The sequence below is a fragment of the Myxococcus eversor genome (assembly GCF_010894455.1).
GTDB classification, from domain to species: domain Bacteria; phylum Myxococcota; class Myxococcia; order Myxococcales; family Myxococcaceae; genus Myxococcus; species Myxococcus eversor.
In genome coordinates this window covers 294,997-309,028 of the sequence record NZ_JAAIXY010000001.1, presented here as the reverse complement: position 1 = coordinate 309,028, position 14,032 = coordinate 294,997, and the positions used below count along the sequence as shown (strand labels likewise).

Here is a 14,032-nt window from a genome sequence, read left to right as displayed (position 1 = left end):
GCCCATGACCCAGACCAATCGACTCGCCTGCGCTTGCGGACAGGTCCATCTCGAAGTGAAGGGCGCGCCCATCGTCAACGCCGAATGCTGCTGCAACAGCTGTCGTGCGGCCGGCGCCCGGATACAGACCCTGCCCTCGGCCCCGACGTTCCTGGAAGCAAGCGGCGCGACGCGCTTCGTCCTCTACCGCAAGGACCGCGTCCGCTTCCTCCAGGGCACCGACCATCTCAAGGAGTTCCACCTCACGCCCGAGGCGAAGACCCGTCGGGTTGTCGCCACCTGCTGCAACACGCCGGTCTTCCTCGAGTTCAAGAACGGCCACTGGCTCAGCCTCTATGGCTGCCTCTGGCCCTCGGGAACCCTGCCCCCGCTCGAGATGCGGACGATGACAGCGGACCTTCCCGCCGGCGTGGTGCTTCCCGAGGATGTCCCGAATGCCCGGCAACAATCGTTCTCATTCTTCGCCAGGCTCTTGAGCGCGTGGGTGGCCATGGGGTTCCGGAGCCCGAAGATTGCCTGCGTCAACGGAGCGCTCCAGGTCTGACACGCCGGGGGCCTGGCGCGCCGTAGCGCAGCCCGTCGATGAGCAGGTCGACCATTCGCTGGGTGTGGCCTGGGCCGACCTCCGCGACGGGAACGCAGAGGTTCGCCACGCCACGCAGGAGCTCGTACGCGTCGACATCGTCGCGAACCTGCCCCTCCGCCGCGGCCGCCGCGAGCAGTGACTGGAGCGCCGGCTCGAGGTGCTGACGGAAATATTCGGGCAGCGACTGGTATGTCGGATCCCGTGCGTTGAGCGACGCGGCGAGCCCTCGCTTGGTGGCAATCAAGCTCGTGAACCGGTGAAGCCACCTCGTCAGCGCCTCGAACGCCGGATGCTCACGTGCCAGCACCAGGGCCTCGGCCGCGCAGGCGTCGATTTCGCGCCGGTACACCGCGGCGATCAGCTCGGCCCGCTGTGGAAAGTGCCGGTACACCGTCGCAATGCCGACGCCTGCCCGACTGGCGACTTCACGAGCGTGGGATGACGCCGGCCCAACTCTCCGTGGCGTGGGTGCTGGCGAAGCAACCAACGCTCGTGCCCGTGGTCGGCGCGCGCACGCGCAAACAACTGCTCGACGTGCTCGGAGCGCTCGAGAAGCCCTTGTCGTCCGAGGACGTGGCCGCCGTCGAGGCGCTGCTCCCCCCCGAGGCGATTTCCGGCAGCCGCTATCCCGAGCAGCAGATGAAGCTGCTCGACAGCGAACGCTGAGACCCCTTCCAACGGAGGCGGCCGCGGCTCAGGCGCCGGAGACGCGGTCGATGAGGCGGAGCATCGCGGCGCGATAGGTCGCGGGGTCCTCCCCCGTGCTGATGGCGAGCGCCGCGCGGTCGAAAGCGGCGGACAACAGGCTCGCGAGCGAGGGCACCAGGGCGTCATCTCCCAGCGCGGCGGCGAGCCCCTCCCGCAGCGACCCGGCGGCGTGCCGTTCGTCCAGCGCCACCATCTCCGCATGGCCGAACACCGCCGGCCCATCCACCAGGAGCAGTCGCGTGCGTCCGGGGACGGTCATCCCATCGAGATAGGCGAGGCTCCCCGCCACGAGCGCCTCGCGCGCTCCAAGTCCCGGCGGTGTCGCGGCATCGATGGCGCGGCGCAGTTCGTCGAGCTCCTGCTCCAGGACGGCGCGCAGCAGGGCCTGCTTGTCCGCGAAGTGGTGGTAGAGGGCGCCCCGCGTGACGTCAGCCGCGGCCACCACTTCGGGGGTGGACGTCTGCGCGTACCCCTTCTCCACGAACAACGCCCTGGCCGCCGTCACCAGCGCATGGCGCGTCGAAGCGCTGCGTTCGTCGTTGCTCCTCCGACCCCTGGATTGCATACATGCAGCCTGCATGTTACCTGAATGGGGCGCAAGCCCTGATAACCCTGGAGGAAAAACCTCGTGAAAATCACCAGTTACTACCCGGTCATCATGACGCATGACGTCGCGGGCACGGTGTCGTTCTACACGAAGCACTTCGGCTTCAGCGCGCTCTTCACCAGCGACTGGTACGTCCATCTGCAGTCGACCGAGCACGCGTCCGTCGCGCTGGCCATCCTCGATGGGCGGCACGAGACGGTGCCGGAGGCGGCCCGGGCGAGCGTGGCCGGCCTGGTCCTCAACTTCGAGGTCGAGGACCCGGATGCCGTCTACCGCGACGCACAGGCGGCGGGCCTGCCCATCCACATCCCGCTGCGCGACGAGGCGTTCGGGCAGCGGCACTTCATCACCGCGGACCCCAACGGGGTGCTCATCGACGTCATCAAACCCATCCCTCCGAGCCCCGAGTTCGCGAAGCAGTACGACGCCCAGGCCCTGCCCAGGTAGACCTTGGACTGGAGGCCGGGCGCTCACTCGGGGCGTCGAAATCGTTGAAGGCAGCCCAACACCTGCATATACAAGCAATATGTCGCCGCCACTCGATACCCGGCTCCTGTCACCGTGCCTCTGCGAGAACCTTCGTCAGGCCGCCCGCATGGTGACCCGCATGTATGACGACGCCCTGCGTCCGGTGAACCTCCGGACCACGCAATTCTCCGTGCTCTCCTATCTCATCCAGAACGGAGACATGCGGGTGCGTGATTTGTCGGAAGGGTTGCTGCTCGAGGAGACGACGCTGACCCGGAACCTCCGTCCGCTCGAGCAGCATGGGTGGGTGACGCTTCGCGCGGGAACAGACCGGCGCGAGAAGTACGTCTCGGTGACGCGCGCCGGTCGGGCAGTCATCACCAAGGCAGCCCCGCTCTGGGAGAGTGTCCAGGAGCGGCTCCGGCAGCGGGTTTCCGCGACCACCTGGGATGCGGCGTTCCGGTCCCTGCCTGAGATTGCGGCAGGCGCCTCGCCCGTGTGATGGGGGCGGGACGACCGCGGCCCTGTGGGGGCCTCCTTCTTTAAGATTTAAAACCTGTAGATACAGGCAATGTGGTTCGGAAAGGACGTTGAAGACCATGGCACGGATTCTCATCACGGGGACTTCGAAGGGCTTGGGGCGGGCGACGGCGCTGGAGCTCGTGCGCCGAGGGCACGAGGTCATCGCCACGGCGCGCAAGGTCGAGACGCTGGCGGACCTGCCCGTCGCGAAGCGCCTGGCGCTCGACGTGACGAACGACGAGTCGGTTCGCCGAGCGGTGGCGCAAGCGGGGCCCATCGATGTGCTCATCAACAACGCGGCGGAGATCGCCGTCGGACCGCTCGAGTCCATCCCCTTCGAGGAGGTTCACAGGCTCTACGACATCAACGTCTTCGGCACGCTCCGGATGATTCAGGCCGTGGTGCCGGGGATGCGCGAGCGCCGGTCCGGCACGGTGGTCAACCTCTCGTCCGTCGTCGGGCGCGCCGCGCTTCCGCTGACGGGCATCTACTGTTCGACGAAGTGGGCCATCGAGTCGCTGAGTGAGTCGCTGCGAATCGAACTGGGCCACTTCGGCGTCCGCGTCGTCGTCGTGGAGCCGGGGACCATCGGCACCGGTGCGCTCGATGCGCCGCGCTCCTTCTTCGGTGCCAACGACCCCTACGCGCCGCTCGCGGCTTCGCAGAAGCACGTGCCTCGAGAGGAGATGACACCGCCGGAGACCATCGCGCGCAAGGTGGCCGACGCCGCGGAGAATCCCGAGAAGCAGTTCCGCTGGCCCGCGGGCGCGGACGCCGAAGCGCTCCTCGCCGCCCGCGCGAAGCTGGACGACAAGTCCTTCGATGTCGCGCTCCGCTCGGCGTTCAAGGTCGACTGGTGACCACCGAGGGACAGACCGCGCGCATCGGCGCCTGCGACGACCCACACCTGCCCCTCAGCGACATCCGATGAACCGCACGGGCGCTCATACGCGGAGTGCCCGTGCGCCCCTCCTGGGTGCAATACGCTGGCGCACACCACCCTGGTCCTGGGTACGGCGCTTCGTTAGGGTCCGGGCCTGATGCGCACCCCGCCCAGGCCGCCTTCGGCCCCCCGTCGCACGAAGTCCCCGCTCCTCATCGCCGCCGGCATCGGGATGCTCGGCGTCCTCGGCCTCGGGGCGATGTTTCTTCACGGCGGTCGGAACTTCGCGCGGACCGTTGACGATGTAGGGGGGCTCGCGGAGCTGGCGTTCATCCAGTCACAGCTGCGCCCCCTGGACGCGTGCAGGATTGAGTACGGAGGGCGCCGTGCCGGACGCCAGGTCTTCGGCTCTTCGGACTCGGTGAAGGTCTTCTCGTGCGCCGAGCCCAGCGAGGTCGTCGGCGTCGACGTGCCCGTCGAGCGGAGGACGGAGGGCGTCTCCTTCGACATGGCCCGCCGCTCCAGCACGGAGCCGTGGGAGGTCCTGGTCGACAAGGACACGGTGGCGTTCCCCTTGCTCAAGAACGCGCTGGAGCAGCTCACGCCCCTCATCCTCGAGCAGTACCCGCCAGTGCTTCTTCGGCAGCGTGAGCAGAACGCGGAGTACTACCGCGACCTGAAGGCGCGGAGGGAAGCGCAGCAGACGCGCGAGCAGGGCGCACGCGACTCCTATCCGCGATGAGCAAGGGACACAGGGGCCCAGCAGGCCGCGGTCAATGAATCCCGCGCTGCTGGGCATTCCTGGCCACCGAGTGTCCAGAGCAATACCAGGCCTTACTGGGGGCTGACCGCGCCGCAACAGGTACTGACGGTGCGCTCGGTGCGGGTCCCACCATCATAGCAGTCGTAGACATGCACCCCCACGGCCCCTCCGTTGGCGCAGGCAGCATTGGAGCAATACGTGGTCCGCCAATAGCAAGCACTCAGGGTGGCCAGGTCCTCGGACTGCTGACCTTCGCCCCCTTCTTCATTCACAAGAGCCTCGCTGCTCACGATGGGTGCGGCCTCCTGCGCCGTCCAGGACTCCTCGGCGAGCGCGGCAACAGGCATCACACAGAGCGCGAAAGACAACAGCAGCGAAATCGGCTTCCGGGACATGCTCTTCTCCTGGGGATTGTGTGGCTACACGTGGCACTTCTCCTCGGAAGTTCGCCCCGCGAGGAGAAGTCCCTCCATGGCTCTAGCACCAGGATCCCTGGAATGACAATTCAAAATCAGAAAAGCCAGACAATCCAATGACAATGAAGGGTTCGACCCGAAGGGGTGCCACGGCGCGCGGCGTCAGGCATAAGGGCATTCCCGCAGGGCCGACATGACACCATCGCATCTGCCTTTACGATGATAGACGCAGCGCACTGGGGACATCGGCAACAACCGCGATTCGGAATACCGCGGGCCCTGAGTACGACGCCGTCAGGCCTGGCGGCGCCGTCGCGCTTCAGCAGGACTCAGCGCTCGCTGCCCGGCGGGAAGGGGTTGCAGCAAGAGAGGATTTGCTGCGTGTACCGGCCTTGATACACCACCGGGGTCTGGTGGAGTGCTCTGGCTGGAGCGCAGCTCAGTGAGGCCCCAGAGCACCATGAAGCCCCCGGCGCCGCGGGTCAGCACGAACTCCGGTGGAGGGATATCGGCCCTGGAGGTATCGCCGTGACGGATGGGCACGCCCACCACGCCGGCCTCGTAAGCCACCGTCCAGTAGTCGAGCCGCCCTGATGCGCCGGGCCGCTGGAACCCGATGACGGCCCGGGTCGAGTCGATGGCCACGCGGGGCCGCCAGGCGTTGCGCGCGATGCGGACCGGCGCGTCCCAGAGGGCGCCGTCGAACTCGGAGAGGAAGACGTTCCACTCGCCTGCCTCGAACTGCTCCCACACCGCGGCGCCGCGGCCGTCGGACTCGAAGGTCGCCGACGAGCTGCGCACGCGGCCCACCAGGGCCGGCGCCACCAGTTGCCGGGCCGCCTCCTCATGAAGCTTGACGCTCGGCCGCCAGCCCTGGGCCGTGAGCGCGGTGCCCCAGGTTTCGTAGGTGCTCGCGAATGACGCGGCAGCGGGAAGTCGCACGCACGCCAGTCGTTTGTCGCATCTCTCGTCGCTCAAGAAGCCGGTGCCCGCCGCCTCCGGAGTCGCGAAGACACGAGCCCGCTGGCGGGGACCGGACAACCCAGCAGGAGGTCACGTCCGCGGCGAAAGCGCGGGTGATGTGCGAGGCCACCGTCGCGGGCACGCTCGCGGAACACGGACACACTGCAAACGACGAACGCGGCCTCCCGCGCGCGGCCGCGACTGCCCTTGGTGGTTGGCTTTGCAGGCCTTGCCCCCTGGTCGCGCAGGCGTACACTCACGCAAGGAATTTCCAACCCGAGGAACCAAGATGCCCTGTGTGCGCTGCGGAAAGAAGAACCAGATCACCGTCAAAGCGGCATGTGTCACGGAGGAGTGCGAGCTCTTCGGGGAGGAAATCGAGCTGCACAAGATGCACTTGATGAAACCGACGGACAAGGACGGAGATTGCACGAAGTGCGGCAAGCGCCTGGTCTCCCCGGAAGCGCGGGAGAAGGAGGTGATTTCCCTCCTCACCTTCTCCAAGCCCGATACGCTCTTTGGTTTGTTCAAGGAGAGGTATGTCTCGAGAATCGCCTGCTGCCATGGCTGTCTGGGAGCGAATGAAATGGGTCTGGACGAGGAGAACCGGCTCCAGCGGCTCGGCACCAAGAATCGGCTCTGCCTCACGGCACTGACGTCGGTGCTCGAATCAGGGTTTCACGAACCTGGCCCAGTAGGAGAGACCATCGACGGCCCCATGGACCGCATGCGGGCCCACTGCGTCATCTCGAACCACGCCCTGGAATGGTACTTCCCCTCCATCGTCATCTCCTTCTGCAAGCTGGCCAACCCCAGGCGCTACGGAATCACCGAGCCCGGCACCTATTTCTTCAGGGCCGCGATGGATGTGGTGGAGCGAATCTGGGAGGCGGCGGCTGGGAAGTCCGGCCGCGCGCTCTACGATGCCGTCACCTCCGGGCTGGCCAAGGACCTGGAAGACAACCAGGACTTTCCGGCCAAGCTCAATGCCATCCTCGCCGCGATGCGCTCGTCGCTCGCCGACAAGGTGACGCCCTCGCACCGCAACGAGGATGACCCGAAGGTCCTCGGCACGCTCCCTCCCGAGCACGGGGGTGGCAAATCCCTGGCGACCACGACCATGGATGACAAGATAGAGTCCTTCAATGACTCCGGAGGCATGGAAAACCTTTTCACCGCGCTGGGCCAATACCGCTCCCCCGTCTTCATGGCGGGCAATCAATGCAAACCGTGTGAAGACAGTCAGGGAGAGGACGGGCTCATCCAGCGTCACCTCGATCTGGACCTGGCGGGCGCGAGCATGAAGCACCTCATCACCGCGTACCACGGGCAGGGAGGCGCCTTCGCCTTGACCGTGGACTACTTGCGGCCCTGCCTCGACCAGATGGGCAAGAAGCTCGTGGCGGCGAACAAGGACGCGGCGGGATTCCGCAACAAGCGGCTGAATCGCTGGCTGAACATCGTGCTCTCCAAGGAGAACTGGCCTGTCTTCAGCCTCTACGCGACCACCTGCCTGATTGAGGCCAGCCTCGGCGTCTCGCCGTTCCGTCCGTCCGGCGCCATGCGGGTCAAGGTGGATGCGAATCCCTGCCCCATCGTCCACCGCTGAGCGCCTCGCGCTGTCCGTCGAACAGGCCTGGACTGGCCCTCGCGTTGCAGTCCCTGCGTTCCGAGGGGGCACCCAGAAAATCGTCAACGCCCAGCTCGCCTTCGACGACTCGCCCACGGGCCACCGCGTCGCGCAGAACGCCATGTGGTCCCACGTCCTGCGAGTCACCGATGGCCTCATCCGACTCCTGAAGGCCACCGAGGACGCGCGCCATCCCGGCTCGTCCCTGTGGCAGCGCAGCCTCATCTACTTCGCCACCGACTTCGGCCGGGAGAAGCACCGCCCCACTGCGGGCACCACCGCCTTCGGAACAGGGCACCACCTCAACAACGGCGTGGTGCTCGTCTCCCCTCGCCTCAAGGGCAACCGCGTCTACGGTGGCGTGGACCCGAGCACCTGTCTGACCTACGGCTTCGACCGCGTGAGCGGCGCGCCCGCGCCCGGGACGGTGATGGGAGAGCGCGACGTCTACAGCGCCATCTGCGGAGCGCTTCCCGGAGGTGTTCAACCTGGGGGTGGCCACGTTGAGGGCCGCGCTGTTTCCCTTGCCGGCCCCCGGCACAACTCGGGGCCGCTCATCGTGGGCGCGGTGCTGCTGCCCGCGCTCCTCCTCGCGACGTTCTGGGGACGGCGGGAGGCGCGGGCCCTTCGGGCCTATCTCATCGCGACGAACATGCTCCTCCTCGCGCTGGTTCCCATCATGAGTGGGTGGAGCGGGCTCGACGTGAGGGGCTTCGAGGGGTTGATGCAGCGGCTCTTCGCCCTGGCCATCCATCCACCCATCGGCGTGGGCGCGTGGTTCCTCGCGAAGCAGGTCCGGGAGGTCGCGTCCGGCTCGGTGTTGTCGGAGTAGCATCGGCCCATCGCGCGAAACCGTGGGAATGTCGCCGTGCTCCCCGAGCGCGCCCCCGGCTACCACGTACTGGGGAAGGCGACGCCTTCGACGTCAGCGACTGCGTCTGTCGGGCGGTCGCATGCAGTCCAGTCTTCGGAGGTGAGCACGCGCGCGCCTGGCGGAGATGACTCTCGCGAGGAAGTCCACGGAATTCCTGAAATACAGCTTCAAGTCCTCCACCTGAGATGCTGGAGTGCCGGGTCGCAGGGCCCGGCATGAGTCCGCCGCGACTGGCCGGGCATCACCCGTTGTCGTGGGGGACGAACGTCATGCGCAAGCAAGCGATTCTTCGTGTGGTGGCAGGGAGTGCCTCGCTGTGTCTGGGAGGCTGGAGTGAAGCGGCATGGGCCGGTGGGCCCGCGCAGGGCTCCGTGGGAATGCTCGTGGAGCCAGCCACTGGCGCCCCGCGTCCCCGGACGCTGGACGAAGCGCTGCTCGAGGTGGAGCGCGAGGCGCCGGGCTTCGGCGGCATGTATCACGATGAGAAGGGGCGGCTCGTGGTGCGCCTGGTGAATGCCACCGCGGCACCGGCCGCGCGCCGGGCCATCGCCTCCGTGTTCGGCGAGGACAAGCTTCCCTCGGCGGGCGTGGTGACGGAGCCCGCCACGTGGACTTTCTCCCAGCTCAAGGCGCTTCAGGAGCGACTCACGCCGGAGGTGCTCGCGCTTCCGGGCACCGTCTTCACGGACGTGGACGAGAAGTCGAACCGGGTGGCCATCGGCGTCGAGCGCTCCGAAGCGCGGGGCGCCATCGAGCGGACCCTCTCCCGCCTGTCGTTGGCCCGGGACGCGGTGGACATCGTCGAGCTGGGGCCCATCAACCCCGCCACCGTGCAGAGCGGATGGACGCCGGTGGGAGGCGGACTGCAGATAGAGACGCCGGGCAAGTACTGCACGCTCGGCTTCCCAGCGCTCCAGGGCGGGACGCTGGGCTTCGTGACCAACTCGCACTGCACCACCGTCCAAGGCGGGGTGGAGTCGACGCCCGCGTATCAGGCGGTGGCGCCGTGGCAGGTGGGGACGGAGACGACCGACCCCGGCTACGCCAGTGGAGGAAGCTGCCCGGCGGGGCGCGTCTGCCGCTCCAGCGACAGCGCCTTCTTCCGCGCGGACGCCCCCATTGGCACCTACGTCGTCCAGACGCCGGGAGCGTTCAACCTGAACATCTCCTCCTGGTGGGATGTGACGGGAAAGGTGCCGTACCCCTCGCAGGGGCAGGTGGTGTTCAAGACGGGCCGCACCACGGGCACCACCAACGGCACCATCGAATGGGCGTGCGCCACGGTGAACTCGGGTGGGACGCCACAGACGTACTACTGCAACTACATCGCGACCAGCGCCACGCAGAACGGCGCCGGCGGTGACAGTGGCTCTCCCGTGTACTTCCTCACCGGCAACGGGGTGACGCTGACGGGCCTGATGTGGGGCGCGGGCTCCAACCCGTGGAACTTCGCCTTCTCGCCCCTGGGCGGCGTGCAGGCCGAGCTGGGCGTCGTCCCGTATTGCCAGGGCGGCGTGGGCTGCTGAGCGCATCGCGCCCCCGGAAAGGACCTGGGAGGGCGAGGAGGAGCGCCCCACCCAGGCCACTTTCGCCGGCGGCCCGGCTTTCAGGCGTCGCGCGTCTGCATCCAGTGCGCGACGGCGATGACGACCGGGAACCCCAGCTCCGGGATGAGATAGCCGAGCCACAAGCCCGTCGGCTCGGGCAGACCCACCTTGCCCATGGACACCAGCCTGCCCACCGCCGCCATGAGAATGGAAAAGGCGATGAGGTAGACCAGCGTCCCCTGCTGGCGAATCGTGCGGCCCGCCCACAGACAGATGACGCCCATGGACAGATAGATGCCGCCCATGAAGCGATGAAGGTTGTCCAGGCGGGGCGTCGTCTCCGGCTGCCCCATGAGCAGTTGGACAGAGCCTCCGAACAGCGCGATGGCGGCCACCAGGAAGAGACAGACCTGCACGATTCGTTGCGGTGCTCGCATGAGGGTTCTCGCTAGGAAGGTACCGCCACTTCAGCAATCCCGGGCGTAGTCCTGTTCGAACACCAGGACGCCGCGCGACTCCGGGAAGTAGATGACATACATCTCCCAGACCATACAGGCATCAGGCCACATCTCCCGGCTGTAGTGCCAGCCCGTCACCTGCACCGCCTCCGAGCCGTTGCTGTACTCCTGCCCCAGGCCTGGATGCAGGGAGGACAGCCTCGAGAGCAGGCGCGTCTGCGCGAACTGCGTGTATGTCGTATTCACCAGGCGCACGCCGAACAGCGCGTTGCTCTGCTCCGTCAGGGAGACCGCCTCGGCGACCTTGTCCAGGCTCGCGGGCGTCGAGTGGCTCCAGGGGAAGGAGTAGCCCCGCAGCTCGCCGTAGCACGCGGTGGAGGTGCCGCAGGCCGCGTTCGCCGCCGACAACGTGGCCTGAAGGCTCGAGCTCACCGGCCGCGAGCCCAGCGACACGGATGGGTCCACCGGCTCGCAATCGCCGCTGAGACAGTCGAGCTGGAGGCGGAAGCGCTTGCCCGCGCCCCCACCGCTGCTGACGACGACCAGATATTCGCCGCCCTGCGCGAAGGAGGCGGAGGCCACCTTGCTGAGCTGGCCATAGCCCGCGTCGTCGTCCTGGGCTCGCACGGTGGTGCCGTAGCTGCCGCTGGCATCCTTCGGGCCGTACACGAAGAGCCCCGTGTCCAGCCCCATGCTGCTGCCCAGGTGCGTCACCTCCAGCTTCGCGCTCGAGCCGGCCGCGACGTTGATGGCGAAGGAGTAGTGCTGGAGGGCCGTGGTGAAGGACGTCTGCACCGAGCCGGGAAGGGCCACGCTCCCCAAGAAGGTGGTGCTGTCCAGGATGTTGCCGCTCGGAGGCGGAGGCGGAGGGAAGAGCACCCCCTGCTCCAGCGTGTCGATGGCGGACGGCGCATCAGCCTCGGGAAGGTCCGAGGGATGGCAGGCGGCCAGCAGAAAGGCAGACACCCACCAGGAAGACTTGAGGGAACGGAGCATCGCGGACGGCCTCGTGGAATGGGGAATGGCACACCCCTCTTCGCCGCCACCACCCTCCCCGCCCAGGTGAGCCGCGCGGAGCATAGGCGCGCGCGGCTCGACCACCCCAGGACTTCTTCACTGACAGTCCGAAGAACTCAAGGCGTGGGCTTCAACGCCTTGCGCTCCTTCACGCAGACCTGGACCAGCTCCACCATGCTCATGCTGCCGCCGCCGATGTCGAACTTCTGGTCCTTGAACTGGGGATATCGGTTCTCCAGGATGCGCCCCTCGGCGATGCACTCGTTGAGCTGCGTGAGGGCATCCGTCTTGTTCCCCTTGGAGAGGAGCGCCTTCGCCGCGTCGTACGCCTTCCGCTGGCCCTCCTGGAACCGCAACTGCACGTCGGCCCTCGTCTGCGGCTCCCGCAGCGCGTCTGCCTTCTGGGCGCACTGCGCCATCACCTCCTGCGGCGGGGTGGGGATGCCGCCCATGAGCACGTCGACCGCGGCGAGGCCGGCGTTCTCCTTCACCATCCGGGCGCCATCGTCCTGGCAGGCCTTGAGCTTCTCCATCGCGCTCGCATACAGCTCCCGCCTCTTGCGCAGGTCCGAGGAGGAAGCGGCCGCTTCCGATGCCGTGCTGGCGACCACCAGGGCCTCCCCCGTCAGCCGGCGCAACGCCCGCGCCTGCTTCGCGAACTCGAGGGCCTCGACCAGCTTCAGCCAGTCGGCGCGCGCCCGCTCCGCCGCCGACGCGTAGCCCGCGTCCTGCCGCTCCAGCTCCGCGTGCGTCTCGAACATCTGCATCATCTCGTCCACGCCCTTCGAGGCGGTGTCGACGTCGCTGTCGGTCGACGAGATTCCCTTCGCGGCCTCGAGCTTCTCCTTGGTCATGGCCATCCGGGTGGCGAGCTGGACGCGGGCGTCCGCCGCGGAGAGGACAATCCTCCTCCGGGTGATGCGGTCGCTCAGCTCCGCCATCCGCTCCTTCGTCTCCTTGGCGTACACCGCGTAGTCGCGGTCCTTCTTCACGAAGGGGGCGCCGACCTCCAGCACCGCGCCAATCTGCTTGACCGCGTTCTCCGCCTCCTGGAGCAGCGCCGGCGAGGGCGCCTCCTTTTGAATCTGGAGGACGAGCGCCGCCGCGTTCTTCCGCGCCTCGTCGACCTTCAGGCGCTGCTGCGTCAGGTCGACCTCGTACCGACGCCGCTCCAGCGTCGCCCGCCCGTCCTTGAGCAGCTGACGCGCCTCGGCGGCGGAGGGGCTGACGGCGGGGTTCTTCGCGTGAACCGTCTCGAGCGTCTTCTCCAGGACGACCAGCGCCGTCTTCGCCTCCTCGAACTGCTCGGGCGTCACGGCCCGCTTCTCGACGTTGCGCAGGGACTGGATGACTTCCGCGCGAGCCGCATCGAGGCCGCGGACCTGGAGGGCCACCTCCACCTCGACGAGCGTGTTCTTCACGTCCGCGAGGTACTGGGCAATCGCCTGGCTCCTCGCCGCCTGCGGGTCGTACTTCTCCACCAGCTTGCGGACGACGAACGCCGCGGTCTTCGCCTCGGAGAGCTGCTCGGGCGTGGGCCGCTTCACCCGGAGCGCCTTGGCGGCCGCGACGAGCTCGTCATGGGCGGGCCCCATCTCCACCTTGATTCGGGAGACGCCCGCCTGCACCACCAGCTCCTCCATCCGGCGCCTGGCCTGGGTGACCTCGGCCCGGGCCTTGTCCGCCTCCGCGCGATACGCCTTGTCTTTCGCCTCCAGCGGCGCTCCCTCCTCGAGCTGCTTCTGCAGCGCCGCCGTCGCCTTGTCGGTGGCGCCGAACTTCTCGTCCGACCAGGCCTTGTTCACCTCGGTGAGCGCGGTGGACAGGGCCTTGCGGCGCTCATCCAGGAGCCCGCGCTGCTTCTGCGCCGACACCTGCAGCCACCGCTCGTCGAGCGCCTTCTCGTGCCGGGCGATGGTCGCGTCGACCTCGGTGAGGTACGTGGCGAACTTCGGGTCCTGAGCCTTCAGAGGCCGGCCCTCCTCCGTCAGCTTCCGGAGCGCCTCCAGCTCGGCGCGGGCATCGTCCATCGCCTTGGCGCCGGGGTCCCCTCCCCCGAGCTTCGCCATGCGCTCGTTCAGGGGCGCGAGCGCGCCATCGATGCGTCGGCGGAACTCGTGGATGTGGACCTTCGCCCGGCGCTCATCGACGTACTCGCGGTCCGTCCGGAATTGCTTCCGCGCGGCCAGGACGCTCTTGGCGTACTCGAGGTCCTCCGTCTCGAAGCTCGCTCCCGCGCCGAGCGCGTCCTTCAGCGCCTCCACCGCCACGAGGGCGGCGTCGAGGTCGGCGCCGCGCGGAGGATCCTGCTCGATGCGCTGAACGGCCGCCGTGAGGGCCGCGCGCGCACTCGCCAATCGCTTCGAGGCCTCCTCGATGGACTTCGCGGCACCAGCCTCTGGAGCCGCGGCCGAAGCCAGGGAAGAGGCGAAGACGAAGAACCCGAACAACACCAGCGCTGAAGTACGTACCATTCAGGCCAACCTACTACAGGGAGGCGGTGGGAGCCTCGGCATAGTGTCCGCGTCCCCGGTGCCGGGAGATGTCACCAGGCGGCCTTCTGAGGGCCTGGGAGAAGCGTCAGGTCGCC

The 14,032-nt window shown here is 67.8% G+C and carries 16 protein-coding genes; 9 read left to right on the top strand and 7 right to left on the bottom strand.

The window, feature by feature from the left end; all coding sequences use genetic code 11:
* Window positions 1–4: 4 nt before the first annotated feature.
* Window positions 5–544: a GFA family protein gene (locus G4D83_RS01215; RefSeq protein WP_163861638.1), complete on the top strand. Its 540-nt coding sequence runs from the start codon at window positions 5–7 to the stop codon at window positions 542–544.
* Here the strand turns inward: G4D83_RS01215 and G4D83_RS01210 are convergent.
* On the bottom strand, window positions 522–977 hold the full coding sequence (locus tag G4D83_RS01210; protein WP_476703750.1) for a TetR/AcrR family transcriptional regulator: 456 nt from the start codon (window positions 975–977) through the stop codon (window positions 522–524). The two genes, G4D83_RS01215 and G4D83_RS01210, sit on opposite strands and share 23 nt — an antisense overlap.
* Before the next feature lie 47 nt (window positions 978–1,024).
* Between G4D83_RS01210 and G4D83_RS01205 the strand changes: the two genes are divergently transcribed.
* Window positions 1,025–1,252: an aldo/keto reductase gene (locus tag G4D83_RS01205; protein ID WP_240356083.1), complete on the top strand. Its 228-nt coding sequence runs from the start codon at window positions 1,025–1,027 to the stop codon at window positions 1,250–1,252.
* Between the two features lie 28 nt (window positions 1,253–1,280).
* On the opposite strand, the gene G4D83_RS01200 is transcribed toward G4D83_RS01205, so the two are convergent.
* The gene (locus G4D83_RS01200) at window positions 1,281–1,859 is read right to left on the bottom strand and encodes a TetR/AcrR family transcriptional regulator (RefSeq protein ID WP_163861632.1); all 579 of its coding nucleotides are present in this window, start codon (window positions 1,857–1,859) and stop codon (window positions 1,281–1,283) included.
* A gap of 63 nt (window positions 1,860–1,922) precedes the next feature.
* Here G4D83_RS01200 and G4D83_RS01195 point away from each other — a divergent pair, with 63 nt between their 5' ends.
* The 4 genes from G4D83_RS01195 (at window position 1,923) to G4D83_RS01180 (ending at window position 4,516) form a co-directional block, all read left to right on the top strand.
* On the top strand, window positions 1,923–2,348 hold the full coding sequence (locus tag G4D83_RS01195) for a VOC family protein (protein ID WP_163861629.1): 426 nt from the start codon (window positions 1,923–1,925) through the stop codon (window positions 2,346–2,348).
* 148 nt (window positions 2,349–2,496) lie between these two features.
* A complete protein-coding gene (locus G4D83_RS01190) occupies window positions 2,497–2,871 on the top strand; it encodes a MarR family winged helix-turn-helix transcriptional regulator (protein WP_163861626.1) in 375 nt (124 codons plus the stop codon).
* A gap of 97 nt (window positions 2,872–2,968) precedes the next feature.
* Window positions 2,969–3,751: an SDR family oxidoreductase gene (locus tag G4D83_RS01185; protein ID WP_163861623.1), complete on the top strand. Its 783-nt coding sequence runs from the start codon at window positions 2,969–2,971 to the stop codon at window positions 3,749–3,751.
* Window positions 3,752–3,931: 180 nt separating this feature from the next.
* Window positions 3,932–4,516 (top strand): hypothetical protein, encoded by a 585-nt coding sequence (locus G4D83_RS01180; protein WP_163861620.1) that lies wholly within the window; start codon window positions 3,932–3,934, stop codon window positions 4,514–4,516.
* A 92-nt stretch (window positions 4,517–4,608) separates the two neighbouring features.
* Here G4D83_RS01180 and G4D83_RS01175 read toward each other — a convergent pair whose 3' ends face one another.
* Both G4D83_RS01175 and G4D83_RS01170 read right to left on the bottom strand, forming a co-directional pair.
* Window positions 4,609–4,932: a hypothetical protein gene (locus G4D83_RS01175; protein WP_163861617.1), complete on the bottom strand. Its 324-nt coding sequence runs from the start codon at window positions 4,930–4,932 to the stop codon at window positions 4,609–4,611.
* A gap of 315 nt (window positions 4,933–5,247) precedes the next feature.
* Window positions 5,248–5,895: a hypothetical protein gene (locus G4D83_RS01170; RefSeq protein ID WP_163861614.1), complete on the bottom strand. Its 648-nt coding sequence runs from the start codon at window positions 5,893–5,895 to the stop codon at window positions 5,248–5,250.
* A gap of 310 nt (window positions 5,896–6,205) precedes the next feature.
* Here G4D83_RS01170 and G4D83_RS01165 point away from each other — a divergent pair, with 310 nt between their 5' ends.
* From G4D83_RS01165 to G4D83_RS01155, 3 genes are all read left to right on the top strand, one after another.
* Window positions 6,206–7,525, top strand: coding sequence for a hypothetical protein (locus G4D83_RS01165; protein WP_163861611.1), 1,320 nt, complete (start codon window positions 6,206–6,208; stop codon window positions 7,523–7,525).
* The gene (locus tag G4D83_RS01160) at window positions 7,494–8,378 is read left to right on the top strand and encodes a hypothetical protein (RefSeq protein WP_163861608.1); all 885 of its coding nucleotides are present in this window, start codon (window positions 7,494–7,496) and stop codon (window positions 8,376–8,378) included. Before G4D83_RS01165 ends, G4D83_RS01160 begins: the two co-directional genes overlap by 32 nt.
* A gap of 311 nt (window positions 8,379–8,689) precedes the next feature.
* Entirely contained in the window at window positions 8,690–9,946 is a 1,257-nt protein-coding gene (locus tag G4D83_RS01155) for a chymotrypsin family serine protease (protein WP_163861605.1), read from the top strand.
* An 80-nt stretch (window positions 9,947–10,026) separates the two neighbouring features.
* Here G4D83_RS01155 and G4D83_RS01150 read toward each other — a convergent pair whose 3' ends face one another.
* The 3 genes from G4D83_RS01150 to G4D83_RS01140 form a co-directional block, all read right to left on the bottom strand.
* On the bottom strand, window positions 10,027–10,404 hold the full coding sequence (locus G4D83_RS01150) for a DUF4345 domain-containing protein (protein WP_163861602.1): 378 nt from the start codon (window positions 10,402–10,404) through the stop codon (window positions 10,027–10,029).
* A 30-nt stretch (window positions 10,405–10,434) separates the two neighbouring features.
* Complete coding sequence (locus tag G4D83_RS01145; RefSeq protein WP_163861599.1) at window positions 10,435–11,421, bottom strand: hypothetical protein; 987 nt, start codon at window positions 11,419–11,421, stop codon at window positions 10,435–10,437.
* A gap of 137 nt (window positions 11,422–11,558) precedes the next feature.
* Complete coding sequence (locus G4D83_RS01140; RefSeq protein ID WP_163861597.1) at window positions 11,559–13,916, bottom strand: hypothetical protein; 2,358 nt, start codon at window positions 13,914–13,916, stop codon at window positions 11,559–11,561.
* Window positions 13,917–14,032: the final 116 nt, after the last annotated feature.

What these genes read in the sequence shown, in the direction of transcription:
- G4D83_RS01215 (WP_163861638.1), top strand. Translation starts at nt 5, where the DNA reads ATGACCCAGACCAATCGACTCGCCTGCGCTTGCGGACAGGTCCATCTC.
- G4D83_RS01205 (WP_240356083.1), top strand. Translation starts at nt 1,025, where the DNA reads ATGACGCCGGCCCAACTCTCCGTGGCGTGGGTGCTGGCGAAGCAACCA.
- G4D83_RS01200 (WP_163861632.1), bottom strand. Translation starts at nt 1,859, where the DNA reads ATGCAATCCAGGGGTCGGAGGAGCAACGACGAACGCAGCGCTTCGACG.
- G4D83_RS01190 (WP_163861626.1), top strand. Translation starts at nt 2,497, where the DNA reads ATGGTGACCCGCATGTATGACGACGCCCTGCGTCCGGTGAACCTCCGG.
- G4D83_RS01185 (WP_163861623.1), top strand. Translation starts at nt 2,969, where the DNA reads ATGGCACGGATTCTCATCACGGGGACTTCGAAGGGCTTGGGGCGGGCG.
- G4D83_RS01180 (WP_163861620.1), top strand. Translation starts at nt 3,932, where the DNA reads ATGCGCACCCCGCCCAGGCCGCCTTCGGCCCCCCGTCGCACGAAGTCC.
- G4D83_RS01175 (WP_163861617.1), bottom strand. Translation starts at nt 4,932, where the DNA reads ATGTCCCGGAAGCCGATTTCGCTGCTGTTGTCTTTCGCGCTCTGTGTG.
- G4D83_RS01165 (WP_163861611.1), top strand. Translation starts at nt 6,206, where the DNA reads ATGCCCTGTGTGCGCTGCGGAAAGAAGAACCAGATCACCGTCAAAGCG.
- G4D83_RS01160 (WP_163861608.1), top strand. Translation starts at nt 7,494, where the DNA reads ATGCGAATCCCTGCCCCATCGTCCACCGCTGAGCGCCTCGCGCTGTCC.
- G4D83_RS01155 (WP_163861605.1), top strand. Translation starts at nt 8,690, where the DNA reads ATGCGCAAGCAAGCGATTCTTCGTGTGGTGGCAGGGAGTGCCTCGCTG.
- G4D83_RS01150 (WP_163861602.1), bottom strand. Translation starts at nt 10,404, where the DNA reads ATGCGAGCACCGCAACGAATCGTGCAGGTCTGTCTCTTCCTGGTGGCC.
- G4D83_RS01145 (WP_163861599.1), bottom strand. Translation starts at nt 11,421, where the DNA reads ATGCTCCGTTCCCTCAAGTCTTCCTGGTGGGTGTCTGCCTTTCTGCTG.
- G4D83_RS01140 (WP_163861597.1), bottom strand. Translation starts at nt 13,916, where the DNA reads ATGGTACGTACTTCAGCGCTGGTGTTGTTCGGGTTCTTCGTCTTCGCC.